Genomic DNA, 22,376 nt, shown 5'->3' with positions numbered 1-22,376 from the left:
GGTGCCGAACGGCGTCTCGATTCCCCGGCCTCCGGCATTGACGACGCCGTTCACCACGGTGTGGCAGACCCCGCAGTCGCCGAGCGCGGCCAGTTGCTGGCCGCGGGCGATGGTGGCGGCCGACCAGGTCGAAGGGTCCGGCCGCGCGATCGGCGGGATCGCCCGCCACGGCAGCACCGCCGCTGCGACGCCGACCACGGCAACACACAAGGCTGCCGCCGTCGCCAGGGCGCCGCGGCGTCCAGCGAATGGATTCTTCCACCGGTCGTTCGGGGCCGGCGGCTGCGGCGCCGCCAACGGCATCGGGGCCGGCACGCCATCCTGCCCGCCGCGCAAGCCCGCCAGAATGCGTTCCGGCGTGAACGGCAACTCGCGAAAACGCACGCCGGTTGCATCGAAGATGGCGTTGGCGATGGCGGCGGCGCTCGGTACGGAAGCGGATTCGCCCACGCCAAGCGGCGGCTGGTCCTGCCGCGGCAGCATCAACACGTCGATTTTGGGAACGTCGGGGAATTTGATGATGGGATAGGCGCCCCATTCGCGCGCCGTCACCGCATGGCGGTTGAACGAAACCTCCTCCATCAGCGCGCGGCTGGTGGACTGGATCACATTGCCATGGATCTGGTGGCGCACTCCGTCCGGATTGATCATCAAGCCGGAATCCTGTCCGGCCACCACGCGGGTGACGCTGACATCGCCGGTCGCCTTGTTGACGGCGACGTCGGCGATCCAGGCCGACCACGCCGCGCCGTATCCCGGAAACTTGCTGTGGACATACAGCGCATAGGCAAAGCCGCGCCCGCGCACGATGTCGCCCTCGGCTTCAGGCTCTTGCCGGACCGGACGAGGGACCCAGCCGGCGCGCTCGGCCACGGCGTTGACGAGGTCGACCGCGCGCTTGTCCTTTAGATAACGGAGCCGGTATTCGATCGGATCGACGCCGGCTTCGGTGGCGAGTTCGTCGATATAGGATTCATGGGCAAAGGTATTGGGCAGCGCCGAGACGCCGCGAAACCACGATGCCCGCACGATCGGCGGCATGTCGTGTGCCACCACCCGCATCGCCTCGTAATCGTAGGGCGGGATCGCGGTGCGGTCGCCCATCTCGAACACCGCGGGCACCGGCGCGACGGCACCCGTCAGCAGCAGTGCGAGCGTCGGTGCGCCGTTCGACGGATAGCGCGTGGCGAAATCGTAACCGGCGACATTGCCGTGGGCGGTGAGCCCGCCGTTGACGTCCATCAGTTGCGCCGTGCCCTTCGGCTCCCAGGCGTGCTCCTGTTCGCGGGTCAGTTGCACCCGCACCGGACGGCCGACCGCGCGCGACAGCAGCACCGCGTCGGCGGTGACATCGTCGGCGCAGTTGCGGCCGTAGCAGCCGGCGGCCTCCAGCCGGATCACGTCGATCTCGCTGTCCGGCTTCCGCAGCAGGAGCGCCAGATCCGCTCGCAGGATGTGCGGGTTCTGCGTGCCGGACCACACCCGGATGTGGCCGTCCTGGTAGTCCGCGACCGCGCAGGACGGGCCGATCGAGCCGTGCATCTGGTAGGGCCAGATGTAGGTGCGCGACATCGGCTTGGCGGCGGCGGCAATCGCGGCATCGACATCGCCCTTGTCGATCAGCGTCCGTGGCGCCGACGGATTGGCGCGCAGCGCTTTTTCGATGTCCTTCAGGTCAGGCAGCGTCGGTGTCGGCTTCCAGCTCACCTTCAACCGGTCGGCGGCCTTGATCGCGTTCTCCTCGCGCTCGGCTACCACGCCGACGAAATCGCCGATCCGCACCACCGCCACCAGCCCGGGAATATCGCTGACCGAGGCTTCGTCGACCGCGATCAGGCTGGTGCCGACGAACGCGCCGGCATCGACGCCAGCATAGGGCGGGCGCACCACGCGGCCGTGCAGCATCCGGGGCACGCGCACGTCGTGGACATAGACCAGTTCGCCGGTCGCCTTCGCCGGCAGGTCGGTGCGCGGCACCGATTGTCCGACGATGCTGTAGGCGTCGACGGCCTTGACCGGGACGTCGTCGGCAAGTTCGAGGCGGATGGTCTCGCCGGATATCAATTCACCGTAGGAGATGCCGCGGTTATCCCGGCCGCGGATCAGGCCGTCCTCGATGACGAGATCACCAGCGGCAAGCTCCAGCCGCCCGGCGGCGCGCGCCACCAGGAAATGCCGCGCCTGCGCCGCCGCCTTGCGCAGCGGCACCGCGGTGATCTGGATGGTCTCGCTGGCGATGGTCGCGCCCTGATTGGGAACGACTGCCGTATCGCCGAGCACGACGACGACGCGTGCAAAGGACACGTCGAGTTCCTCGGCGACGATTTGCCCGAGCGCGGTGCGAATGCCGGTGCCGAGATCGACATGGCCGTTGAAGGCGGTGACCAAACCATCCGATGTGATTCTTAGGAATGTTTCGAAGCCGCCACCTGCGCCCGAACCGGCCGGACGAACCACGGACAAGGATCCCGGCAGAACATCGATCGGAGCGTCGGGATCGGTCATCAGTCCGTCGCCTCGGCGAGGTGGCCTGCCGCCCGCATCGCCGCGCGCATGATTTCGATATGCGCGCCGCACCGGCATAGATTATAGCGCAGGGCTTCCTGCACCTCGCCCGGCGAGGGATGAGGCGTGCGATTGAGCAGCGCCTTGGTGGTGATGATCATGCCGTTGAGACAGTAGCCGCATTGCGCGGCCTGTTCGGCGATGAAGGCCTGCTGCACCGGATCGGGATTGCCGCGCGAGCCGAGGCCTTCAAGCGTCACGATGCCGCGCCCGACGCAACCCTCGATCGGGATCACGCAGGCGCGTGCCGCGACGCCATCGATCAGCACGGCGCAGGCCCCGCATTCGCCGAGCCCGCAGCCGTATTTCGGCCCGTTCAATTCGAGGTCGTTGCGCAGGACATGGAGCAGCGCGGTATCGGGGGCAGCATCGACGTCGTGGATCCGGCCGTTGACCGTCAGGCGGATCGTGCTCTGCGTCATGTCAGTGGTCCCGCTGCAACGGTTGCGCTGCAAAACATCGCCTTGAAAGCCGGGAGGAAGATACCGTTTGTATACAAACGTGCAAGCGCCCGTCGCATGGTCGCATCCGTGCCCGGTTTATGGACAAGGTTGCGAGGCAGACTGCGGTTTTTGTCGGCAGCGGCGGTTTTCGCGGGCCGGGGCGCTTGACAGCTTTCGGCGGCGCGCGCAACATCGTTCGTATACGAACAAGATAGCGAGATGCGACAGACACGACAGTATCCCTGCCGCAACTCCGTTGACGAACCGTCGCACCTGAACTTCGACAGTCTGACGTTGGCTTCGAGAGCTTGTTCATGCTGACTGAACCGACCAGCGCTGCCGACGACAAGATCCGCTGCGATGCTTGTCCGGTCATGTGCTACATCAAGCCCGGTGCGGCAGGCGCCTGCGATCGCTATGCCAATTACAATGGCGAGCTGGTGCGCGTCGATCCCCATATCGTGCTGGAACGAACGGTGTCGCATGGCGGGCGGCTGGTGCCGTTCCAGGCCGGCGGCGACTGGGACGGCAAGCTGGTGCACGAGCCCGATGTCTTCGTCACCGCGATCGGCGCCGGCACGACCTACCCCGACTACAAGCCCGCGCCGTTCATCGTCTCCTCGGAAATCGACGGCGTCGACATGGTCACCGTGGTGACCGAAGGCATCTTCAGCTATTGCGGCGTCAAGGTGAAGATCGACACCGACCGTTACCTCGGCCCGGAGACGGCGACGGTTCGCGCGCAGGGCGAGGCGATCGGCCACGTCACCACGAGCGAATACGGCTCGCAGATGCTGTCGCTGGGCGGCGTGCATCACCTCACCGGCGGCTCGAAGAAGGAGGGCCGCGTCACCTGCGACGCGCTGATGGACCTCAGCAACTGCAAGCCGGTCGAACTCACGATCGACGGCGGCGCCACGGTGGTGGTGCAGGCCGGTTATCCGCCCATCGTCAACGGCGTTCCCGAGGAGCGCATGAGAGTGGGCTGCGGCTCTGCGACCATCGGGATGTTCGCCAAGCAATGGCACGGCAAGGTCGATGAAGTCGTGGTGGTCGACGACCACATCACCGGCGTGCTCTCGGAACACCAGGCCGGCAAGGTGCTGGATATCCCCGACAGCGGTATCAAGATGAAGGGGCGGCGCTCGACGCCCGGCCGTTATTTTCAGGTCGCCGAGCCCGGCACCGGCTGGGGCGGCACCAGCATCTCGGATCCGCTGACGGTGCTCGGTCCGTTCGATTCCAAAAAGGCGCGCCCGGGCATGACCATGCTGATGGTTTCGACCACGGGCGAACACGCCGCCTATTACGAACTCGACGCGGCACTGAATCCGGTCGAAAGGCCGATGCCGATCGACCTGAAACTGTCGGTGGAGCGAATCCAGGAAAACTGCGAACCCGCATTGTGCACCGTGCTGTTCATGGGCGGGGCAGGCGGATCGCTGCGCGCGGGGGTCACCGACAATCCGGTGCGGCTGACGCGCTCGGTCAAGGACGCGCTGACGCGGGTCACCAGCGGTGGCGCCCCGGTCTATGTCTGGCCCGGCGGCGGCATCACTTTCATGGTGGATGTCACGCAATTGCCGGCAGGGGCCTTCGGGTATGTTCCGACCCCGGCGCTGGTGGCGCCGATCGAGTTTACCCTGAAATTGTCGGACTATGCCGCGCTCGGCGGCCATATGGACCACGTGCGGCCGCTCGCTTCCTTGAAGGACAGCACGGAAGCGCGCACCATGCCTTCGCCGCGATCCGCCGGGGAGCCTCGCCCATGACGCGCGTTCCGCAAATCCGGTGGCTGCCGGACGGCAGGCGACTGCATCTGCAGGACGGTCCGATCGACCTGCTCGTGGAGGCCGTCGGCAGCGAGGCCGACAGGCGCGCCGCCTTTGAAGCGGCGGCGCGGCGCTTCACCGGTCTGCTTGATGAACTCTGCGGCGAGCTGCCGCTGCTGCGGCAGGCGGCGGATCCAAAACGTTGCCCGCTGCAGGGCGCCGTCGCGCGCCGCATGCATGAAGCGGTAGCGCCGTTTGCCGCCTCGCACTTCGTTACGCCGATGGCGGCGGTCGCAGGCTCCGTCGCCGACGAGATTTTGGCCGCGATGACCGGTGCGGCGCGGCTGGAGCGGGCCTACGTCAACAATGGCGGCGACATTGCGCTTTATCTGGCCGACGGCGAACGTTTTGCCATCGGCCTGATGGACCGGCCGGATGCCCTGGGTTCGATGCGGACGGTTGCGATCGATGCCGATGACCCCTCGCGGGGCATTGCGACCTCGGGACGCCACGGCCGCAGTTTTTCGCTCGGCATTGCCGATGCGGTGACCGTGCTGGCGGCGACCGCGTCGCAGGCCGACGCCGCGGCCACCATCGTCGCCAACGCCGTCGACTTGCCCGGACATCCCGCTGTTCTGCGTTGCCCGGCGCAGGACCTGCAGCCCGACAGCGATCTCGGCGCGCGACTCGTCACCCGCGGGGTCGGCGAGCTATCGGAACCGGAGATTGCGACGGCGCTCGAATCCGGTGCGGCGTGTGCGCGCAGGCTGCTCGCGACGGGGTTGATCGAGAGCGCAATATTGCGCTTGCATGGCGAAACGGTTGTCGTTGCGGCGAAAGCCATCGACCGGGCCGGATTGCGCGCGCCGGCCGCGATCGAAAGGTTGATGCATGTTTGAACGAATTCGAAAACAGGGCGGAGCACGATGAGCGCGATCATTCGCAAGATCGTCACGGTGGTCGAGGAAACCCATCTGGAAATGGGCCGGTCGGTTTCGCCGCCGACCCGGCGCGCTGCGGCGATTGCCGTAATCGAAAATCCGTTCGCCGGCCGCTACGTCGAAGACCTCTCGCCCCTGATCGCCATCGGCGAGGAGCTCGGCGAGTTGCTGTCGAAGAAGGCCGTCGCCGCGCTGGGGATCGACGGCGCCACGGCGCAGAGCTACGGCAAGGCGGCTGCGGTCGGCGAAAACGGCGAACTCGAACACGCCGCTGCGATCCTGCATCCCAAGATGGGCGCGCCGGTGCGCAAGGTGCTGGGCAAGGGAGCGGCGCTGATCCCGTCGTCGAAGAAGCGCAGCGGGCCGGGCACGACGCTGGACATTCCGCTCGGCCACAAGGACGCGGCGTTCGTGCGCAGTCATTTCGACGGCATGGAAGTCATGATCAACGACGCGCCGCGCGCCAATGAGATCATGGTCGCGGTCGCGGTCACCGACAGCGGCAGGCCGCTGCCGCGCGTCGGTGGCCTGACGATTGCAGAGGTCAAAGGCGAAGACGGGCTACGGTAAATCCAACATTGGAGGGTTAAGGAATGCGACGCAGATATTTGTTAGGCGCGGGATTGGCGATCATGGTCGCGGGCATGGCGCAGTCCGCGCTGGCCCAGAGCGGCGAAATCAAGATCGGCGAAATCAACAGCTATTCGCTGTTGCCGGCGTTCACCGAGCCCTACCGCAAGGGCTGGCAGCTCGCGCTCGAGGAAGTCAACGCCGCCGGCGGCATCAACGGCAAGAAGCTCGTGGTCGTCTCCAAGGATGACAGCGGCAAGCCCGCCGACGCCACCACCGCCGCCAACGAACTGGTGTCGAGCGAGAAGGTGGTGATGCTGACGGGCACGTTCCTGTCCAATATCGGTCTGGCCGTCTCCGATTTCGCCAATCAGAAGAAGGTGTTCTTTCTCGCGGCCGAGCCCCTGACCGACGCCATCACCTGGTCGAAGGGCAACCGCTACACCTTCCGCCTGCGGCCTTCCAACTACATGCAGGCGGCCATGCTGGCCGAAGCGGCAGCCAAACTGCCGGCCAAGCGCTGGGCGACGGTCGCGCCGAATTACGAATATGGCCAGTCCGCGGTCGCCGTGTTCAAGAAGCTGATGTCGGAGAAGCGGCCCGACATCCAGTGGGTCGACGAGCAGTGGCCTCCTTTCGGCAAACTGGATGCGGGTCCGGTCGTGCAGGCGATCGCCGCCTCCAATCCGGAAGCCATCCTCAACGTCACCTTCGGCGCCGATCTGGTTAAATTCGTGCGCGAAGGCAATACCCGCGGTCTGTTCAAGGATCGCGCGGTGGTGTCCTTCCTCACCGGCGAGCCCGAATATCTCGATCCGCTCAAGGAAGAAACACCCGTCGGCTGGATCGTGACAGGCTATCCCTGGTACGACATCAAGACGCCGGATCATGACAAGTTCATCAAGGCCTATCAGGCCAAGTTCAACGACTATCCGCGGCTCGGCTCGATCGTCGGCTATCAGACCATCAAGGCGGCTGCCGCCATCCTGATAAAGGCCAACTCCGAAGATCCGGAGAAGATGATCGCGGCGGCGGAGGGACTGACGATGCCGTCGCCATTCGGGGAAATCACCTTCCGCAAGATCGATCACCAGTCGACGCTCGGCGCTTATGTCGGCAAGACCGCGGTGAAGGACGGCAAGGGCATCATGGTGGATTCGGTCTATCGCGACGGCAAGGATTATCTGCCGAGCGACGCCGAAGTATCGAAGATGCGTCCGAAGGACTGACGCCTCTCTTTCTTCCCCCTCTCCCGCTCCTGCGGGGGAGGTCCGGGGTGGGGGCGTCTCAACGCATTCGGACCCGCCGATAGATTCCCCCACCCGCCGTGCTGCGCACGGCGACCTCCCCCGCAAGCGGGAGAGGTGAAGCGACCTCATCCCGAAGAGCGCAATCTCGCGCGCGCTCGAAGGATGAGCGCCACCGAACTGATTAGCCCGCCAACCCGGACCGCTTATGGCCTTTTATTTCGTCCAGTTCCTGACCGGTCTTGCCAGCGCGGCATCGCTGTTTCTGGTGGCGTCGGGACTGTCGATCATCTTCGGCGTGACGCGGATCGTCAATTTCGCCCATGGCGCCTTCTATATGCTCGGCGCCTATGTGGCGTTCACGCTGACCGAGCGGTTTTCCGGCGCACTCGGTTTCTGGGCCGGCATCGTCGTGGCCTCGCTGGTCGTGGCGGTGGTCGGCGTTCTCGTCGAGATGGTGCTGCTGCGGCGGATCTATCACGCGCCCGAACTGTTCCAGTTGCTGGCGACCTTCGGGCTGACCCTGATGGTGCAGGATCTGGTGGTGATGATCTGGGGACCGAACGACCTGCTCGGCCGCCGCGCACCCGGGTTCAGGGGGGCGGTCGAGTTCTTCGGCCAGAACATTCCGACCTACGATCTGTTCCTGATCGCACTCAGCCCGATCGTGCTGGGATTGCTGTGGCTGTTGTTCCAGCGCACCCGCTGGGGCGTGCTGGTGCGCGCCGCGACGCAGGACCGCGACATGGTGGCGGCCCTCGGCGTCAATCAGAAATGGCTGTTCACCAGCGTGTTTGCGCTCGGGGTGTTTCTGGCTGCCCTGGGTGGCGCGCTGCAGATCCCGCGCGACGCGGTGCATCACGCGCTCGATTTGCGCATCATCGTCGACGTGTTCGTGGTGGTGGTGATCGGCGGCCTCGGCAGCATCATCGGCGCCTTCGTCGCCGCGGTGCTGGTGTCGGAATTGAATGCGTTCGGCATTCTCATCTTTCCGAAGATTTCCATCATCCTGGTGTTTCTGGTGATGGCGGTGGTGCTGATCGTGCGGCCGTGGGGCCTGTTCGGCAAGCAGGAAGCGCCGGCACGCCGCACTCCCGGACTGACCGTCAATCCCTGGCGTCCGCTGAGTCAGGGCGAACGTATCGCCGCGTGGGCGGGGCTGGCCGTGGCGGCGATGCTGCCGCTGGTCAGCGGCGATTACGCGCTGACGGTTGGCTCGGAGATCGCCATCTTCGTGATCTTCGCCGCCAGCCTGCATTTCCTGATGTCGGTCGGCGGCCTCGCGTCGTTCGGCCACGCTGCCTATTTCGGGCTCGGCGCCTATGGTATCGCCTTCCTTGCCAAGATGGCTGGCTTGCCGATGATCGCCTGCCTGCTGCTCGGTCCGCTGCTGGGATGTCTCGGCGCCGCGATCTTCGGCTTCTTCGCGGTGCAGCTGTCGGGCGTCTATTTCGCGATGCTGACGCTGGCATTCGCGCAGATCGTCTGGTCGATCGCGTTCCAGTGGGTCGCGGTGACCGGCGGAGACAACGGCATTCTGGGCCTCTGGCCGGAGAAATGGGCGGCGGGGCCGGCCAGCTTCTACTGGCTGTCGATTGGCATCGCCGCGCTCGCGGTCGCCGCACTGCGCATCATCACCTTCTCGCCGTTCGGCTACGCGCTGCGGGCGACGCGCGACTCGCTGTTGCGCAGCGAGGCCATCGGCATCGACGCCAAGCGCATCCAGTGGACCGCCTTCGTCATCGCCGGCACCGTCGCCGGCGTGGCCGGTGCGTTGTTCGCCTACCTCAAGGGCAGCGTGTTTCCCGACAGTCTCGGCATCTCGCTGTCGGTCGATGCGCTGGTCATGGTGCTGCTCGGCGGCGTCGAGACGGTGTCGGGCGCGGTGATCGGCGCCATCGTCTACAAGATGCTCTCGATCTGGCTGGTCAGCCAGACCGACCTTTCGAAGCTGGTGCTGGGCGGTGTCATCGTGCTGATGGTGGTCGCGTTTCCGAAGGGCATCGTCGGCATGCTGGAGACATTACGCAACCTCCGCCGCCGGTCCGAACCGGCAAAGCCCGCGCTGCTGAAATCCCGGATCGAGGGCGCCGAATGAGCACCGCGCCCACCTTGCTGTCGGTCGAAGGCCTGAGCAAATCCTATGGCGGCGTGCATGCCGTGCGCGAGGTGTCGTTCGCACTCAGGGCCGGCGAAATCCTGGCGCTGATCGGCCCCAATGGCGCCGGAAAAAGCACGTGCTTCGATATGCTCAACGGCCAGACCACTCCCGGCGCGGGCCGCATCAGCCTGCTCGGCGGCGACACCACCGGCAAGAAGCCGCGCGAAATCTGGCGGCTCGGCGTCGGCCGCACCTTCCAGATCACCGCGACCTTCCCGACCATGACGGTGCGCGAAAACGTCCAGGTCGCGCTGGTGTCGTACGGCCGGCAGTTGTTCAACCTGTGGGCTTCGACGCCTCGGTTCGCGCGCGACGAAGCCGGCCGGCTTCTCGAACTGGTCGGCATGAGCGGTTATGCCGAGCGCCCCTGCGGCGAACTTGCCTATGGCGATCTAAAGCGGCTGGAACTCGCCATCGCACTCGCCAACCAGCCGAAACTTCTGCTGATGGACGAACCCACCGCCGGCATGGCGCCGCGCGAGCGCATCGATCTGATGCGCCTGACCGCCGGGATCGCCCGGGAAAAATCGATCGGCGTGCTGTTCACCGAGCACGACATGGACGTGGTGTTCGAACACGCCGACCGCATCCTGGTGCTCAACCGCGGCAGCCTGATCGCCGAAGGCTCGCCCGAGGAAGTGCGCCGCAACCCGCAGGTTCGCGCCATCTATCTCGGCGAGGGGCTCGTCTACGACGCCCGCCACCGCGAAGGGCTACCCTCATGAAGCTCAGCGTCCAGGACCTCAACAGCCATTACGGCCCCGCCCATATCCTGTTCGACGTCGCGATCGAGGTCGGCGACGGCGAGGTGGTCGCCCTGCTCGGGCGCAACGGCGCCGGCAAGTCCACCACCTTTCGCTCGATCGTCGGGCTGGTGGCGCAGCGCACCGGCCGCATCCTGTTCGAGGGCAAGGACGTCTCGGACCAGCCGACCCATGCGATCGTCAGCCGCGGCCTCGGCTATGTGCCGGAAGAGCGGCGCATTTTCACCGACCTCACGGTGGATGAGAATCTCGAAGTCGGCCGCCAGCCGGTGCGGCCGAACGCGCCGCACTGGACCCGGGAAAAACTGTTCGCGCTGTTTCCGAACCTGGCCGAGATGCGCAACCGTCCCGGCGGCCGCATGAGCGGCGGCGAGCAACAGATGCTGACCATCGCGCGCACCCTGATGGGCAACCCGTCGCTGGTGCTGCTCGACGAGCCTTCGGAAGGGCTGTCGCCGAAGATCGTCGAGCAGATGGTGGCGGCGATCCTGACCATGAAGCAGGCAGGCGTCAGCATCGTGCTCTCCGAGCAGAACCTGCATTTCGCCAGATTGATCTGCGATCGCGCCTACATCATCGAGCGCGGGCGGATCTGCTATTCCGGCACCATGGCCGAACTCGACGCGCGTCCGGATATCAGAGATACCCATCTGGCGCTGTGACAAGGGCGGGGAACGCGCAATGACCAGGAGTGCTTCGCCGAAACGCAGCCTGAAGCCGACGCGGCCGCTTTACGTGCTTGAGGAGCAGGTCGGCTTCATTCTTCGCCAGGTCTGGCAGCGTCACGCCACCATCTTTGCAAGGGAGATCGGAATCAATCTCACGCCGACGCAGTGGGCGGCGCTGGCGAAACTCACCGAGACCGGACCGTGCTCGCAAAACCAGCTGGGACGGCTGACGGCGATGGATGTCGCCACCATCAAGGGCGTGATCGACCGGCTCACCGCGCGGGGGCTCACCGAAACCAGCCCCGATCCCGAGGACGGCCGTCGCCTCCTGGTCAGCCTCACCCGCGCCGGCCAGCAGATGGCCGAGAAGGCCGCGCCGAATGCAATGGCCATCACCCGGGAAACGCTGGCGCCGCTCGATGCCAGGGAACGCGAAACGCTGCTCGCGCTGCTCGGCAAGCTGCGCTGATGAGCAGGTAATCCGCAAGGTCGGCAGGGTGGGCAAAGGCGTCCTTGCGCCGTGCCCACCATCTTAAAGAACCATGAATGGTGGGCACGGGGCGAAGGCGCCCCCTTGTCCACCCAACGTGCCTACGCTTTCCGATTCTTTTCGTTCCTGTTGCCCGATCGCGCGGCGGCGTCCTGAATGCGCTCCAGCAGCCTCAACAACTCGGCCGAGTCGTCTTCGATCGGTCTTGAGGGTTTGGGGAAGGGTATCACGTCAGACATTGGGTTCGTCCTTGCTCTATGCGACCGCGCCGTATCTTCCTTCTCGCTTGCGATTGCTGCGTTTCTGCGACGCCGGTTCTTTGTTGGATCAGGAGACCGCCACAATTTTCTCGAATTTTGTCTGACTTCGCCCGGCAGGTTGCGGGCGCGCCCCAGGCTCGCTCCGCGGATTTTTCACTGTCTGCGGCGAAGCCAGGGTATTGCGAGGTGCCGTGATCGCCGCGATGCACGACGTCACCACCGGCAAGGAGGGCTGGCTCTCCCTGGATTATCGGATGCCGTAGCGCGCCAACACCGGCGCCTGTTGGTCGGCTATCGCCGGTGTGCCCGACGACCGGCTTGCGACCGTGGCTTCGGTGCGATAGCGCGGCAGGTGGTTTTCGAACGAGTAGAAGATGCACAGCGCGAGGCTCGACCAGACCGCCAGGCTGAAATAAAGCGACATCCAGGGAATCTCGTCCTTCCATTCTGCCAGGTCGTGGGTGACGATCCAGCGCGTGCTGACATCACGCAGGCCCTCGCGATGCGTCAGCAGCGCGCTGCCGTCGCTCTCGGCCCGCCACCGGTTGAGATACATCGGGACGTCGACGGTCATGAGGAAGGCCAGATAGGCCGCGATGCCGATGATCGAGATGGCGAGGACCACGGGAACCACGCCCTCGAATTCGGGCAGCAACCGGCAAAGGCCGATGCCGACGATGAAGAAGGCCACCGCCCATATCGAGTTCTCGATGGCGTTGCCCAGATAATTCCGTGTCAGCACCGCATGCCACGAGAAGCATTCCGCGATGACGATCAGCGGCACGATCGCCCACGCGGCGTTCACCGTGGTCTCCGCACCGGTCATGGTGCCGAGCTGGTGCAGGATGATGGCCCACTGCGCCGCGAAGGCGATCTCGGCCACGGTCGCGACCGAGCGGCCGACCATGACGCTCGACAGCCAGGTGTCGAACAGGCAGATTCGCTGCACATCCGCGCGCGGCAGGATCGACCTGAAGGCGCAGCCGAACACATAGGCCGCGCACAACAGGAGCATCAGCTGGATGCCGAAGGTGCTGCCGAGAGGGCCGGTGGGCTGCTGGTGGAGCTGGCGGTACAGCAGGAACCAGATCGCGATGTTGACGCCGCTCACCAGGCTCAACAGGCCCCACCACCAGGCCACGGGATTTGACCAGACCAGGGTACTTGAGCGCGCCGCACGCCATTCCAGACTCATCAATCGCTCCGCCGTAACCGAACTGACATTTGATTGTATTGATAATGTCACGAACCGCGGCAGTCACGACAATATTACGTGTCCGGATGGGGATTGCGGGGCAGGGGCGCCTTATGAGCGGCGACGCCCGCGACCGGTGACGGGCGTGAGTTCGCCGAAGCGAAGCGCTCAGCAGCGGGCGGCCAGCGGAAGCCGCCTGCCGTGGGCTGTGAGCCTGGGCATTACTCTGCGGCGTCCGGCATCAGGTCTGGCTGCTCGTGCAGAACGACCCCCGAAAGCGGATCGAATTCGCCGATCCAGGGTTTCCTGTCGAGCACCGCCCTGGTGTGACGGTAACCTGCATCCCAGCGCTGCATGATGCCGGACGGGCTGAAGTCGATGTCCTTGGTGTGATCCTCGCGGGTGAGATGTGGGGCGAGCAACCGCACGACATGCATCCGCGTCGGACAGCCGTAGCTCGTCAACTCCCTGACCGCTTGGCTGTTGCGTTCGGGCTCCGGCAAGCGCGCGGCGAGCTGGTTGATGACGTGGCGCAGACGATGCGCCTGCTGCTGACGCGTGATGTGGCTGGCTATCCGGCTGGAATACAGCACGTCCTTGTGCCGGTTCATCACTTCCGCCATCGTGGTCGGCTCGGCGCCCTCCGGGTTCCAGAGATGCACGGCGAAGATCAGGGAATTTCGGCGCGGGTTGTCGTCGAACACGGCCTCCGTCGGAGTGTTGGACAGAATGCCGCCGTCCCAATAAAATTCGCCGTCGATGGGAACGGCAGGGAATGCCGGCGGCAACGCGCCCGACGCCATGATGTGCTCCACGCCAAGCTTGCCGTCGCGGCTGTCGAAATAGCGCATCTGGCTGGTGCGAACATGGGCGGCACCGACCGTCAGGCGCGGCTTGCACTGATTGACCAAATTGAAATCGACGAGTTCAGTGAGCGTGCGTTGCAGCGGCAAGGTTGAGTAATAGCCGGCCTGATCGGCGCCGAGCGGATAGCTGTCGCCGGCATGCGCCAGCGGGTTCGGCCGGAAAAAACCGGGAATTCCGTTGGTCACGGTCGACCAATAGGACAGCTTTTCGTTGAAGCCCGGAAAGACGTCGCGAAAGCTCCAGACCGGGTTCTGCTCCATTTTCTTCCAGAATTCGCGGAGACGTGCCAGCCGGTTCTGCGGCAGATTACCCACGATCAGGCTGGCATTGATGGCGCCGATCGAGGTGCCGATAATCCAGTCCGGCTCGATTCCGGCCTCGTGCAGCGCCTGATAAACGCCTGCCTGATAGGAGCCGAGCGCGCCGCCACCCTGCAGCACCAGCACGATCTGGCCGAGCTCCGATCCGGCGAGCGCCTGCAGCGAAGTGCGATTGTTTCGAACGTCGTTCATGTCACGCTCCCTTGATGTATCCCCGCGCGCCCTGATGTTCGCGCACGGTCCTGATTTGTTACGTTCACGCTTCAGTGTGCGGTCCAGCCACCATCGACGGGCAGGGCGATCCCCGTGATCGACGCTGCGGCGTCGCTGGCGAGGAAGACGGTCAGCGCGCCCAGTTCCTCGACCGTGGCGAAGCGCTTGTTCGGTTGCTGCGCCAGCAGTACGTCGCGGATTACCTGGTCGCGGGAAATGCCGTGCGCCCCGGCCTGGCCGTCGATCTGCGCCTCGACCAGCGGCGTGTAGACGTAACCGGGACAGATCGCGTTGCAGGTGATGCCGCCTTCCGCCGTCTCCAGCGCTGTTGCCTTGGTCAAGCCGACCACGCCATGCTTGGCCGCGACATAGGCGGCCTTGAATGGCGATGCGACCAGCCCGTGGGCGGAAGCGATGTTGATGATGCGGCCGAATCCGTTCGCGCGCATTGAGGGCAATGCCAGCCGCGTGGTGTGAAACACCGACGTCAGGTTGATCGACAGGATCGCGTCCCATTTATCGACCGGAAACCGGTCGAGCGGCGCGACATGCTGAATGCCGGCATTGTTGACGAGCACATCCAGCCGCCCATGCTCGGCCAGCGTTGCGGTAATCATCCCGGCGATCGCTTCGGGGTTCGTCATGTCGGCCGCCGAATAGCCGGCCTTGACGTTGAATCCGGCTGCTATCTGGTCCCTGACACTGGCGATCTCGGAGGCGGCCCCAAGACCGTTCAGCACGATTGCCGATCCGGCCTCCGCCAGCGCGCGGGCGATCCCGAGGCCGATGCCACTGGTCGAACCTGTCACCAGCGCGACCTTGCCGGCGAGCGGCCGTGCGGCGCTCGCATCCTGTGCCTTCACTTGAATGTTCATCGCGGTACTTTCTCCAGCGGAATTCCGGTTGAAACCTGCGGGATGGGCGCCGTGTTTTCAAATGCCCCTTGGCTTCCGAAACCATAGGCTGCCGCTATTGCGGTTTGGGTGTCTTTGCGGCCCTTGATCGGCTAGTCTGCGGCAACGACAGATCGGGGCAGCACGATCATGGAAATGCATCAGGTGAGATATTTCCTCGCCGTCGCGCGGACGCTGAATTTCACGCGCGCCGCCGACGAGTGCAACGTCACCCAACCGTCGCTGACGCGGGCGATCAAGCAGCTCGAGGCCGAACTGGGCGGCGACCTGTTCCGGCGCGAGCGTCCGGCGGCGCAATTGACCGAGCTTGGCCAGCGCATGCACCCGCTGTTGCAGCAATGCTATGACGCCGCCAGCGGTGCGCGCATGCTGGCGGCCTCCTTCAAGGGCGGCGAAGTCGGCGCCCTCAGGATCGCGCTGACCCATTCGATCGACCTGTCGCTGCTGATCCCGCATCTCGATCAGATCAGGCGGCAGTTCAACCGGCTGGAATTCCGCTTCCTGCGCGGCGATGCGCGCGAGGTAGGCGAATATCTGAAGAAGGGCGAGGCCGAACTGGGCATCGCTGCCGAAATCGGCGAGGACTGGGATCGGCTCGACGCCTGGCCGCTGTTCACCGAGAGCTTTCAACTCGTCGTCAGCAAGCGGCACCCGCTGGCCGGCCGCGAGACCGTGGAAGTTGGCGATCTCCGGACCGAGCAATTGCTGTCACGAAATTACTGCGAGCATTCCGACCGCGTGAACTCCTCGCTTCGCGAACACGGCCTCGACGTCGAGCGCAGCCATGAAATCTGCTCCGAGCGCGATCTGATCGAATTGCTCGAAGCCGATATCGGCGTCGCCGTCATTCCCGACACGGCATCGATCCCGCCGACGCTCAAGCGCGCCACCGTCGAGGGGCTCGACGCGCGCCGCACGGTGCACCTTTACGGCGTCGCCGGACGCGAGCGAACGGCGGTAGCATCCGCCGTGATGCGCATGCTGCGCGGCGCGCATTGGCAGCAACTGATCGACAGGACCGTGGCGCCTGTAGGATGAGGATCCAACGCTAGCGCTCTTCGCCGGCGCTGCTCAGCGCGGCGATCAGGTCATCGATCTCCATGCGCTTGCGAAAATCGGGATCGACGAAGCGGGCCTTCACCAGCCCGTCGCGGCCGACCACGAAGGTCGCGGGGATCGGCAGCACCCAGCCGTCATTGCCGTGAAAGTCTGCCAGGTCCTGGTTCGCCAGCAGGTGCTGTATTTCCGGGCCCAGCCAGATCGCCAGGTTGAGCGACAGCGCATAGCCGTTGTCGAGATCGGTCAGCACCGGAAACGATGCATTGGAGTCGGCCTTGAATTTTTCGGTGAACTGTTGCGTCTCGGGCATGATTGCCACGGTTTGCGCCCCCAACGCGCCGATCCGGTCCTGGGCCTGGATCACCGCCCGCACATTGAGCCGGCAATAAGGGCACCAGTGGCCGCGATAGAACATCACCGCGACGGGTCCCTGGCGCAGCAGCGAGGGGAGGCCGATCAGCCTGCCGGTCTCGTCCGGCAATATGAAGGGCGGCATCGCCTCGCCCGGCCGGGGCGCATTCTCGCCGCCGCCATTCTGATGGATTCGCGCGACCAGCCGGTCGACCGCTTCGCCGTAGGCTGGAAAGATCTCCCGGCCCGCAGCGGCGTAGGCCCGCAGCTGTTCGCTGAGCGTACCCTCCATGTCGCGGCATTGCTGAAAAGCCTGCTTGAGACGCTCGGCATCGGCTGAAGATAGCGACATGTCCTGCTCCGGCATCGGGCTGGTCGATACTGTTTTCCGATCCGGGCCACCCGAAGGGGCGGCCCGAACGCATTGCACCGGCGCTGGATCAGGGCAGATAGAAATTGCCGGTCGGATCGAGCATACCCGAGGTCGAGTACAACTGGCCATTATCCATGAAGAGGACGGTGTTGTTCGGTACCTTGGCCGCGTGTCGCATCATCGCCTGGCGGTTCTTCTCGCCCGCGGCCATGGTCATGGCCGACATTTTTCCGGGGCCGGCATAGACGTAGGCCATACCGGGTTTGAATTCCATGGGACCTTGCGAGAAAGCCGAAGTCGCGACCGCCGCAAAGGCGGCAGCAGCCAGCAGTGTCTTGGAGAGTGTCATGGTGATTTCCTCATCAGGTGGACGACGCCCGCCGATCGGGCGGCGCGGGCTGTATCTGTGGCCAGCTTGCCTCGCGTTTGAAATGCCGTCGCCCAATGGGTTCGATAGCTGGGGCGCATCGAGCCTTGCCGATAGTCAGCAGCTATCGAGTTGAGAGCGCGTTCGCATTTCAATTTGTAGGAAAGGACCGCCATCTTGCCAGGAGGCCATGCAGACGGCATGGGCCCCAAACAGGAGACGTTCCATGCTACGTCGTTCGTCCAGCCATTTTGCAAATGTCGCCATGACGCTGTTGATGCTGTTTCTCGTGGCTTCCGTTGGCTCCGCGGCGCGGGCCGATAGCGACGACGGCATCGTGCGGGTCAAGAGCGCGGTGCCGATGGCCGAAGCCATCACCCGCATCAAGGCCGATATAGCCAGGAAGGGCATCACATTCTTCTCGGAGATCGACCAGTCCGGGCTCGCCGCCGCTGCAGGTATCAAGCTACGTCCCTCGACGCTGCTGGTGTTCGGCAATCCCCCGCTCGGGACACAGTTCATCACCGCCAATCCCGATGCCGGCCTCGACTGGCCGGTGCGCCTGCTGCTGACCCAGGATGACAATGGCGACGTCTGGGCGGTTTGGACCGATTTCGGGTGGATTGCGAAGCGCCACAACATCGGTGACCGAACCGCGCAGTTCGAGATGGCGACGAAAGTCGTGGGTTCGATCACCTCCACGATCACGACGAAGTAGCGCGCTCCCAGCGTCGACGTGGAACGGGCGGCTGCGCTGTTGGGCGTGGCCGGATTGAATCAGGATCATTGCTGGCAGGGACTTCTCAGATGAATCGAGAAAAATACGACGTGGTCATCTTGGGCGGCGGCAATGCCGGCATCGGCGTGACCGGACCGGTCCGGCGTGCGGGGATGTCGGTGGCGATGATCGAGCAGGACCTGCTCGGCGGCACCTGCCCGAATCGCGGCTGCACGCCCAAGAAGGTGCTGGTCGCCGCCGGCCACGCGCTGCATGAGATCGAACGTGCCTTTGTTCATCACATCGCAGTCAGCAAGCCCCGGCTCGACTGGGCTGCCCTGATCGATCGCGAGAAGCATATGATCAAGGATATCCCGGCCGGCCTCGCCCGATCGATGACGAAGCGCAACGTCGAGGTGATCGGGGGAAGCGCGGTGTTCGCAGGCCCCAACCTGATCCGCGTCGGCGACCGGGAACTCGAAGCCAGGCATATTGTGATCGCGACGGGCTCGAAGCCGCGACAGTTGCCGATACCGGGTGCCGAACACATGACGACTTCGGACGACATGCTGAGCGAGCGCCGTTTGCCGGCGTCGGTGATCTTCGTCGGCGGCGGCGTGATATCGCTGGAATTCGGCCACGTCTATGCCCGCACCGGTGCCGTGGTCGTTGTTCTCGAAGCACTGCCGCAATTGCTGCCGGCGATGGATGCGGACGCCGTTGCCCGCCTGAAGGCCGAGAGCGAGCGTATCGGCATCCGCGTGCGGACCGGCGTCGACGTCCAACGCATCGAACCCGCAAACGGTCGGCTCCGCGTGGCCTTCACGCATGACGGGAATGAACACGCGCTCGAGGCCGAGCGAATTGTCAACGGCGCCGGCCGCATCGCCAATGTCGATACGCTCGATCTCGCCACCGGCAACGTCGAACATCATAACGGCCGCATCGCGGTTGACCGCCATCTGCGTTCGATCTCCAACCCTGCCGTTCATGTCTGCGGCGACGCCGTGCCGAACTCACCGCAACTGTCGCCGATTGCGACTCATGAGGGCGACATCGTCGGCCGCAACATCGTCGAGGGACCGAAGCACAGTCCCGGCTATTCATGTATGGCGACGTCGGTCTATACCGAGCCGCCGCTTGCCGCGGTCGGGCTGACCGAGGCTGCGGCCCGGCAGAAGGGCCTTGCGATCGACGTTCACATCAACGACATGCGCGACTGGTTCTCGGCCAGGACCTATGCCGAGACCGTCGCGTGGTCGAAGATCATCGTCGATCGAACCGACGACCGCATTCTCGGTGCGCATTTCGTCGGGCATGCCGGCCAGGAACTGATCAATCTCTTTGGACTTGCCTTGCGCTTCGGCATCACGGCCGGCCAGCTCAGGGAAAACGTCTACGCCTATCCGACGTTTTCATCCGACATCAGGCACATGCTCGGGCACGCATAGCGCGGCGCTATGGAATCCAGAGCCAGCCGGCATTTCATTCCAGCGAAGATTTCCACGATTGTGGTGACGTACCGGCCAGATCATTCGGGGCCAGGGCGGAAAGCAAACACAGAGGAGATCACCACATGTCCAGATCCAACGTCACATCCCGCGCGCTTCGCCACGGCCTTGCGCTTGCCGGGGTCATCGCCGGCACATTCGCGGCGGCATCGACGGCCTTTGCCGGCGAATGCCCGGCGGACAAGATGAAGGCCAACGTCCGCGCGAAGGTCGACCACAAGGCGGTCGGCGTCACCGATGTGACGCTGGGTTCGATCGATCTCGAGAAGCAGCCGGTCAATATCAGGGATCGCGAGCTGCGCTTCCGCAAGCTGACGATCGAGCCCGGCGGCGTCGTGCCATGGCACAGCCATGACGACCGTCCGGCGTTGATCTTCGTGCAGCAGGGCGAGATCGTCGAATACGCCAGCAACTGTGCCGATCCGATCGTACACAAGGCAGGCGAGATCAGGCCCGAAGTGTCTGGCGTGTCGCACTGGTGGAAGAATCTCGGCAAGGAGACCGTCATTCTCTATGTCGGCGACATCCGCAAGGATCCGCACGACCACAACATGTAGCCCACTGCAACGGGCGCGTTTCCCCCGCCCGTTGCCCGATGTGACGTCCTGGGATCCCCCGTGTCCGCCCCGCACGCCCAGGCGTCACATCCCCCTTGTTCATTTGACGAGCGCGCGCCATGACCGACTTCTCCGCGCCGATGAAGACCCGCGCGATCGATGCGCGGGATCCTCCGCCGGGCGTGCCGCTGCGCTCGCTCGTCATCGGCCTGACGGCTTTCCTGACGGTCGTCGACCTGTTCGCGACCCAGGCAATCCTGCCCTCGCTGACGCGGCACTACAACGTCACGCCGGCGGCAATGGGGGCTGCCGTCAATGCCAGCACCCTTGGCATGGCGGTCGCCAGTCTCCTGGTCGGCTTCCTGAGCCCGCATATCGACCGCCGGCTCGGCATTCTCGTCAGCCTGGTTCTGCTCGCGATCCCGACCACGCTGCTGGCGGGAGCGCCCGATCTGACCACGTTCACCATTCTGCGGGTGCTGCAGGGTCTTTGCATGGCGTCGGCCTTTGCCTTGACTCTGGCTCATCTCGGCGAGCAATGCAGCGCGATGGACGCCGGCGGTGCGTTTGCGGCCTATATCACCGGCAATGTCGCCAGCAATCTCATCGGACGCCTGATATCGGCCGCCGTGGCCGATACTTTCGGACTGGCGTCGAACTTCTACTTCTTCGCGCTCCTCAACCTGGCCGGCGCGGTGCTGGTTTACTTCACGATCCCGCGCGCCGATCCGCTACCCGCGGTGCCGGTGGCGCGGTCGCCGCTCGCCGAAACCCTTGCCCACTGGAGAAACCCGTCGCTGTGCTCCGCCTTCGCGATCGGTTTCTGCATCCTGTTCGCTTTCATCGGCACTTTTACCTTCGTCAACTTCGTCCTCGTGCGCCCGCCGTTGTCGCTGGGGCGGATGGACCTCGGCCTGGTCTATCTCGTGTTCGTGCCTTCCGTGGTCACGACGCTGTTCGCCGGAAAGGCCGTCATGCGATTTGGCACCCGCCCTGCGATCTGGGGTGCGCTCGCGGTCGCCGCGATCGGCCTGCCCCTGCTGCTGTCCTCGCGCCTTTCGCACGTCCTGACCGGCATGGTGCTGGTCGGCGCCGGCACGTTCTTCGCGCAGGCGTCGGCGACGGGCTTCGTCGGCCGGGCGGTGCAGGACAACCGCGGCGTCGCCAGCGGCACCTATCTCGCCTGTTACTTCTCCGGCGGCATGGTCGGCAGCGCCGTGATCGGACAATTGTTCGACCGCTTTGGCTGGACCGCCAGCGTCGCCGGTGTCGCCGGGTCACTTGCGATAGCAGCGCTACTGACCGCACGACTCGAACTACCATCAGACAGGGCCGAGAAGCCGATGATGCCGGCACACGGCTGATCGAGCCGATTTCGGCTTCCCGATTCGTGATTCTGGCACAGGCTCGCCTTGCGGAAGGCGGGGCCCTCTACTCCTCCCTCGTCACGGCATGGGTCATCCGGCGGATGACGGGGGCCGCGAACAGCACCACCGGCATCATCAGAAGCCAGGAGAACAGCCAGGATTGCAGCCAGTGCGCAGCAAAATGTCCCGAGGCCATCAGCGGAAAGCTGGCGATCGCCGCCGCGATCGCACAGGTCAGGCCGGACTGGATGAATCCATAGACGAAGTGGCTGTAGCAGCGCGGAATTCCCAGCATCTGGACCTCGACAGGGACTGTTTCCTGACCGGAAGCAAGAGGCGTGCCCGGCATCAACCGATCCGAAGCGGACGTCTGCTCATCGCGAAGCCGGGCATTTTCCCGGGCCACCGTCAACAGCCGCGCGCCAGCATCCCCGGCAAATCAATGCCTGACGACCTCCGGCACCTTCGTTGCCGGCGGCGTGTTGCGGCTGCGGGTGGTGCGGACGATGCCGTCGATGATGGTCATTCCGATGCCGGGGAGGTCGCCGAGCTGCACGCTGTCGAGGATGGTCTTGCCGGAGGAATGCTGCGCCTTGTCCATGATGACGAAATCGGCGGAGCGGCCGACCTCGATCAGGCCGCAGTCGAGTTCGCGCATCCGCGCGGTGTTGCCGGTGGCGAAG

At 64.9% G+C, this 22,376-nt stretch carries 21 protein-coding genes and 1 pseudogene; 13 read left to right on the top strand and 9 right to left on the bottom strand.

Going from position 1 to position 22,376, the window contains the following annotated elements:
- Both Q8R73_RS08240 and Q8R73_RS08235 read right to left on the bottom strand, forming a co-directional pair.
- A partial coding sequence (locus tag Q8R73_RS08240; protein ID WP_305719051.1) for a molybdopterin cofactor-binding domain-containing protein occupies nt 1-2,505 on the bottom strand: 2,505 nt, incomplete at its 3' end.
- Nucleotides 2,505-2,987, bottom strand: coding sequence for a (2Fe-2S)-binding protein (locus Q8R73_RS08235; RefSeq protein ID WP_305719050.1), 483 nt, complete (start codon nt 2,985-2,987; stop codon nt 2,505-2,507). The genes Q8R73_RS08240 and Q8R73_RS08235, both read right to left, overlap by 1 nt.
- Before the next feature lie 335 nt (nt 2,988-3,322).
- On the opposite strand from Q8R73_RS08235, the gene Q8R73_RS08230 reads away from it, so the two are divergent.
- The 8 genes from Q8R73_RS08230 to Q8R73_RS08195 all read left to right on the top strand — a co-directional run bounded on the left by Q8R73_RS08230 (nt 3,323) and on the right by Q8R73_RS08195 (nt 11,600).
- The gene (locus tag Q8R73_RS08230) at nt 3,323-4,780 is read left to right on the top strand and encodes a 6-hydroxynicotinate reductase (protein ID WP_305719049.1); all 1,458 of its coding nucleotides are present in this window, start codon (nt 3,323-3,325) and stop codon (nt 4,778-4,780) included.
- Nucleotides 4,777-5,679 (top strand): UPF0280 family protein, encoded by a 903-nt coding sequence (locus tag Q8R73_RS08225; protein ID WP_305719048.1) that lies wholly within the window; start codon nt 4,777-4,779, stop codon nt 5,677-5,679. The genes Q8R73_RS08230 and Q8R73_RS08225 overlap by 4 nt, the downstream gene beginning before the upstream one ends.
- A 27-nt stretch (nt 5,680-5,706) precedes the next feature.
- On the top strand, nt 5,707-6,291 hold the full coding sequence (locus tag Q8R73_RS08220; protein WP_305719047.1) for an amino acid synthesis family protein: 585 nt from the start codon (nt 5,707-5,709) through the stop codon (nt 6,289-6,291).
- 23 nt (nt 6,292-6,314) lie between these two features.
- Nucleotides 6,315-7,520, top strand: coding sequence for an ABC transporter substrate-binding protein (locus Q8R73_RS08215; RefSeq protein WP_305719046.1), 1,206 nt, complete (start codon nt 6,315-6,317; stop codon nt 7,518-7,520).
- Between the two features lie 226 nt (nt 7,521-7,746).
- Nucleotides 7,747-9,636, top strand: coding sequence for an ABC transporter permease (locus Q8R73_RS08210; RefSeq protein ID WP_305719045.1), 1,890 nt, complete (start codon nt 7,747-7,749; stop codon nt 9,634-9,636).
- Entirely contained in the window at nt 9,633-10,424 is a 792-nt protein-coding gene (locus Q8R73_RS08205) for an ABC transporter ATP-binding protein (protein ID WP_305719044.1), read from the top strand. The genes Q8R73_RS08210 and Q8R73_RS08205 overlap by 4 nt, the downstream gene beginning before the upstream one ends.
- Entirely contained in the window at nt 10,421-11,125 is a 705-nt protein-coding gene (locus tag Q8R73_RS08200) for an ABC transporter ATP-binding protein (protein ID WP_305719043.1), read from the top strand. The genes Q8R73_RS08205 and Q8R73_RS08200 overlap by 4 nt, the downstream gene beginning before the upstream one ends.
- A gap of 19 nt (nt 11,126-11,144) precedes the next feature.
- Complete coding sequence (locus tag Q8R73_RS08195; protein WP_305719042.1) at nt 11,145-11,600, top strand: MarR family winged helix-turn-helix transcriptional regulator; 456 nt, start codon at nt 11,145-11,147, stop codon at nt 11,598-11,600.
- 528 nt (nt 11,601-12,128) lie between these two features.
- Here Q8R73_RS08195 and Q8R73_RS08190 read toward each other — a convergent pair.
- The 3 genes from Q8R73_RS08190 to Q8R73_RS08180 form a co-directional block, all read right to left on the bottom strand.
- Nucleotides 12,129-13,076: a hypothetical protein gene (locus tag Q8R73_RS08190; protein ID WP_305719041.1), complete on the bottom strand. Its 948-nt coding sequence runs from the start codon at nt 13,074-13,076 to the stop codon at nt 12,129-12,131.
- Between the two features lie 221 nt (nt 13,077-13,297).
- Nucleotides 13,298-14,455 (bottom strand): patatin-like phospholipase family protein, encoded by a 1,158-nt coding sequence (locus Q8R73_RS08185; protein WP_305719040.1) that lies wholly within the window; start codon nt 14,453-14,455, stop codon nt 13,298-13,300.
- A 71-nt stretch (nt 14,456-14,526) separates the two neighbouring features.
- Nucleotides 14,527-15,351, bottom strand: a complete 825-nt coding sequence (locus tag Q8R73_RS08180) for a 3-hydroxybutyrate dehydrogenase (RefSeq protein WP_305719039.1) — start codon at nt 15,349-15,351, stop codon at nt 14,527-14,529.
- 168 nt (nt 15,352-15,519) lie between these two features.
- Between Q8R73_RS08180 and Q8R73_RS08175 the strand changes: the two genes are divergently transcribed.
- Entirely contained in the window at nt 15,520-16,428 is a 909-nt protein-coding gene (locus Q8R73_RS08175) for a LysR family transcriptional regulator (RefSeq protein ID WP_305719038.1), read from the top strand.
- Nucleotides 16,429-16,438: 10 nt separating this feature from the next.
- On the opposite strand, the gene Q8R73_RS08170 is transcribed toward Q8R73_RS08175, so the two are convergent.
- Both Q8R73_RS08170 and Q8R73_RS08165 read right to left on the bottom strand, forming a co-directional pair.
- A complete protein-coding gene (locus Q8R73_RS08170; protein ID WP_305719037.1) occupies nt 16,439-17,152 on the bottom strand; it encodes a peroxiredoxin-like family protein in 714 nt (237 codons plus the stop codon).
- 88 nt (nt 17,153-17,240) lie between these two features.
- On the bottom strand, nt 17,241-17,522 hold the full coding sequence (locus tag Q8R73_RS08165) for a hypothetical protein (protein ID WP_305719036.1): 282 nt from the start codon (nt 17,520-17,522) through the stop codon (nt 17,241-17,243).
- 244 nt (nt 17,523-17,766) lie between these two features.
- On the opposite strand from Q8R73_RS08165, the gene Q8R73_RS08160 reads away from it, so the two are divergent.
- From Q8R73_RS08160 to Q8R73_RS08145, 4 genes are all read left to right on the top strand, one after another.
- Nucleotides 17,767-18,258 (top strand): DUF302 domain-containing protein, encoded by a 492-nt coding sequence (locus Q8R73_RS08160; protein WP_305719035.1) that lies wholly within the window; start codon nt 17,767-17,769, stop codon nt 18,256-18,258.
- A gap of 89 nt (nt 18,259-18,347) precedes the next feature.
- On the top strand, nt 18,348-19,709 hold the full coding sequence (locus Q8R73_RS08155; protein WP_305719034.1) for an NAD(P)/FAD-dependent oxidoreductase: 1,362 nt from the start codon (nt 18,348-18,350) through the stop codon (nt 19,707-19,709).
- A 125-nt stretch (nt 19,710-19,834) separates the two neighbouring features.
- Nucleotides 19,835-20,326 (top strand): cupin domain-containing protein, encoded by a 492-nt coding sequence (locus Q8R73_RS08150; protein ID WP_305719033.1) that lies wholly within the window; start codon nt 19,835-19,837, stop codon nt 20,324-20,326.
- 119 nt (nt 20,327-20,445) lie between these two features.
- Nucleotides 20,446-21,690, top strand: coding sequence for an MFS transporter (locus Q8R73_RS08145; RefSeq protein ID WP_305719032.1), 1,245 nt, complete (start codon nt 20,446-20,448; stop codon nt 21,688-21,690).
- A gap of 67 nt (nt 21,691-21,757) precedes the next feature.
- Here the strand turns inward: Q8R73_RS08145 and Q8R73_RS08140 are convergent, their stop codons facing one another.
- Nucleotides 21,758-22,042 carry a DUF2798 domain-containing protein gene (locus Q8R73_RS08140; protein ID WP_305719031.1) on the bottom strand — a complete coding sequence of 95 codons (285 nt, stop codon included), beginning with the start codon at nt 22,040-22,042 and terminating at the stop codon, nt 21,758-21,760.
- A gap of 90 nt (nt 22,043-22,132) precedes the next feature.
- Nucleotides 22,133-22,376: pseudogene (locus Q8R73_RS08135) on the bottom strand (Enamidase); the annotation flags it as partial.

This window comes from Bradyrhizobium sp. (assembly GCF_030697065.1).
In the GTDB taxonomy this organism is placed as follows: domain Bacteria; phylum Pseudomonadota; class Alphaproteobacteria; order Rhizobiales; family Xanthobacteraceae; genus Bradyrhizobium.
Note: the sequence above shows the minus strand (reverse complement) of the source record. Positions and strands in the feature narration are given on the sequence as shown.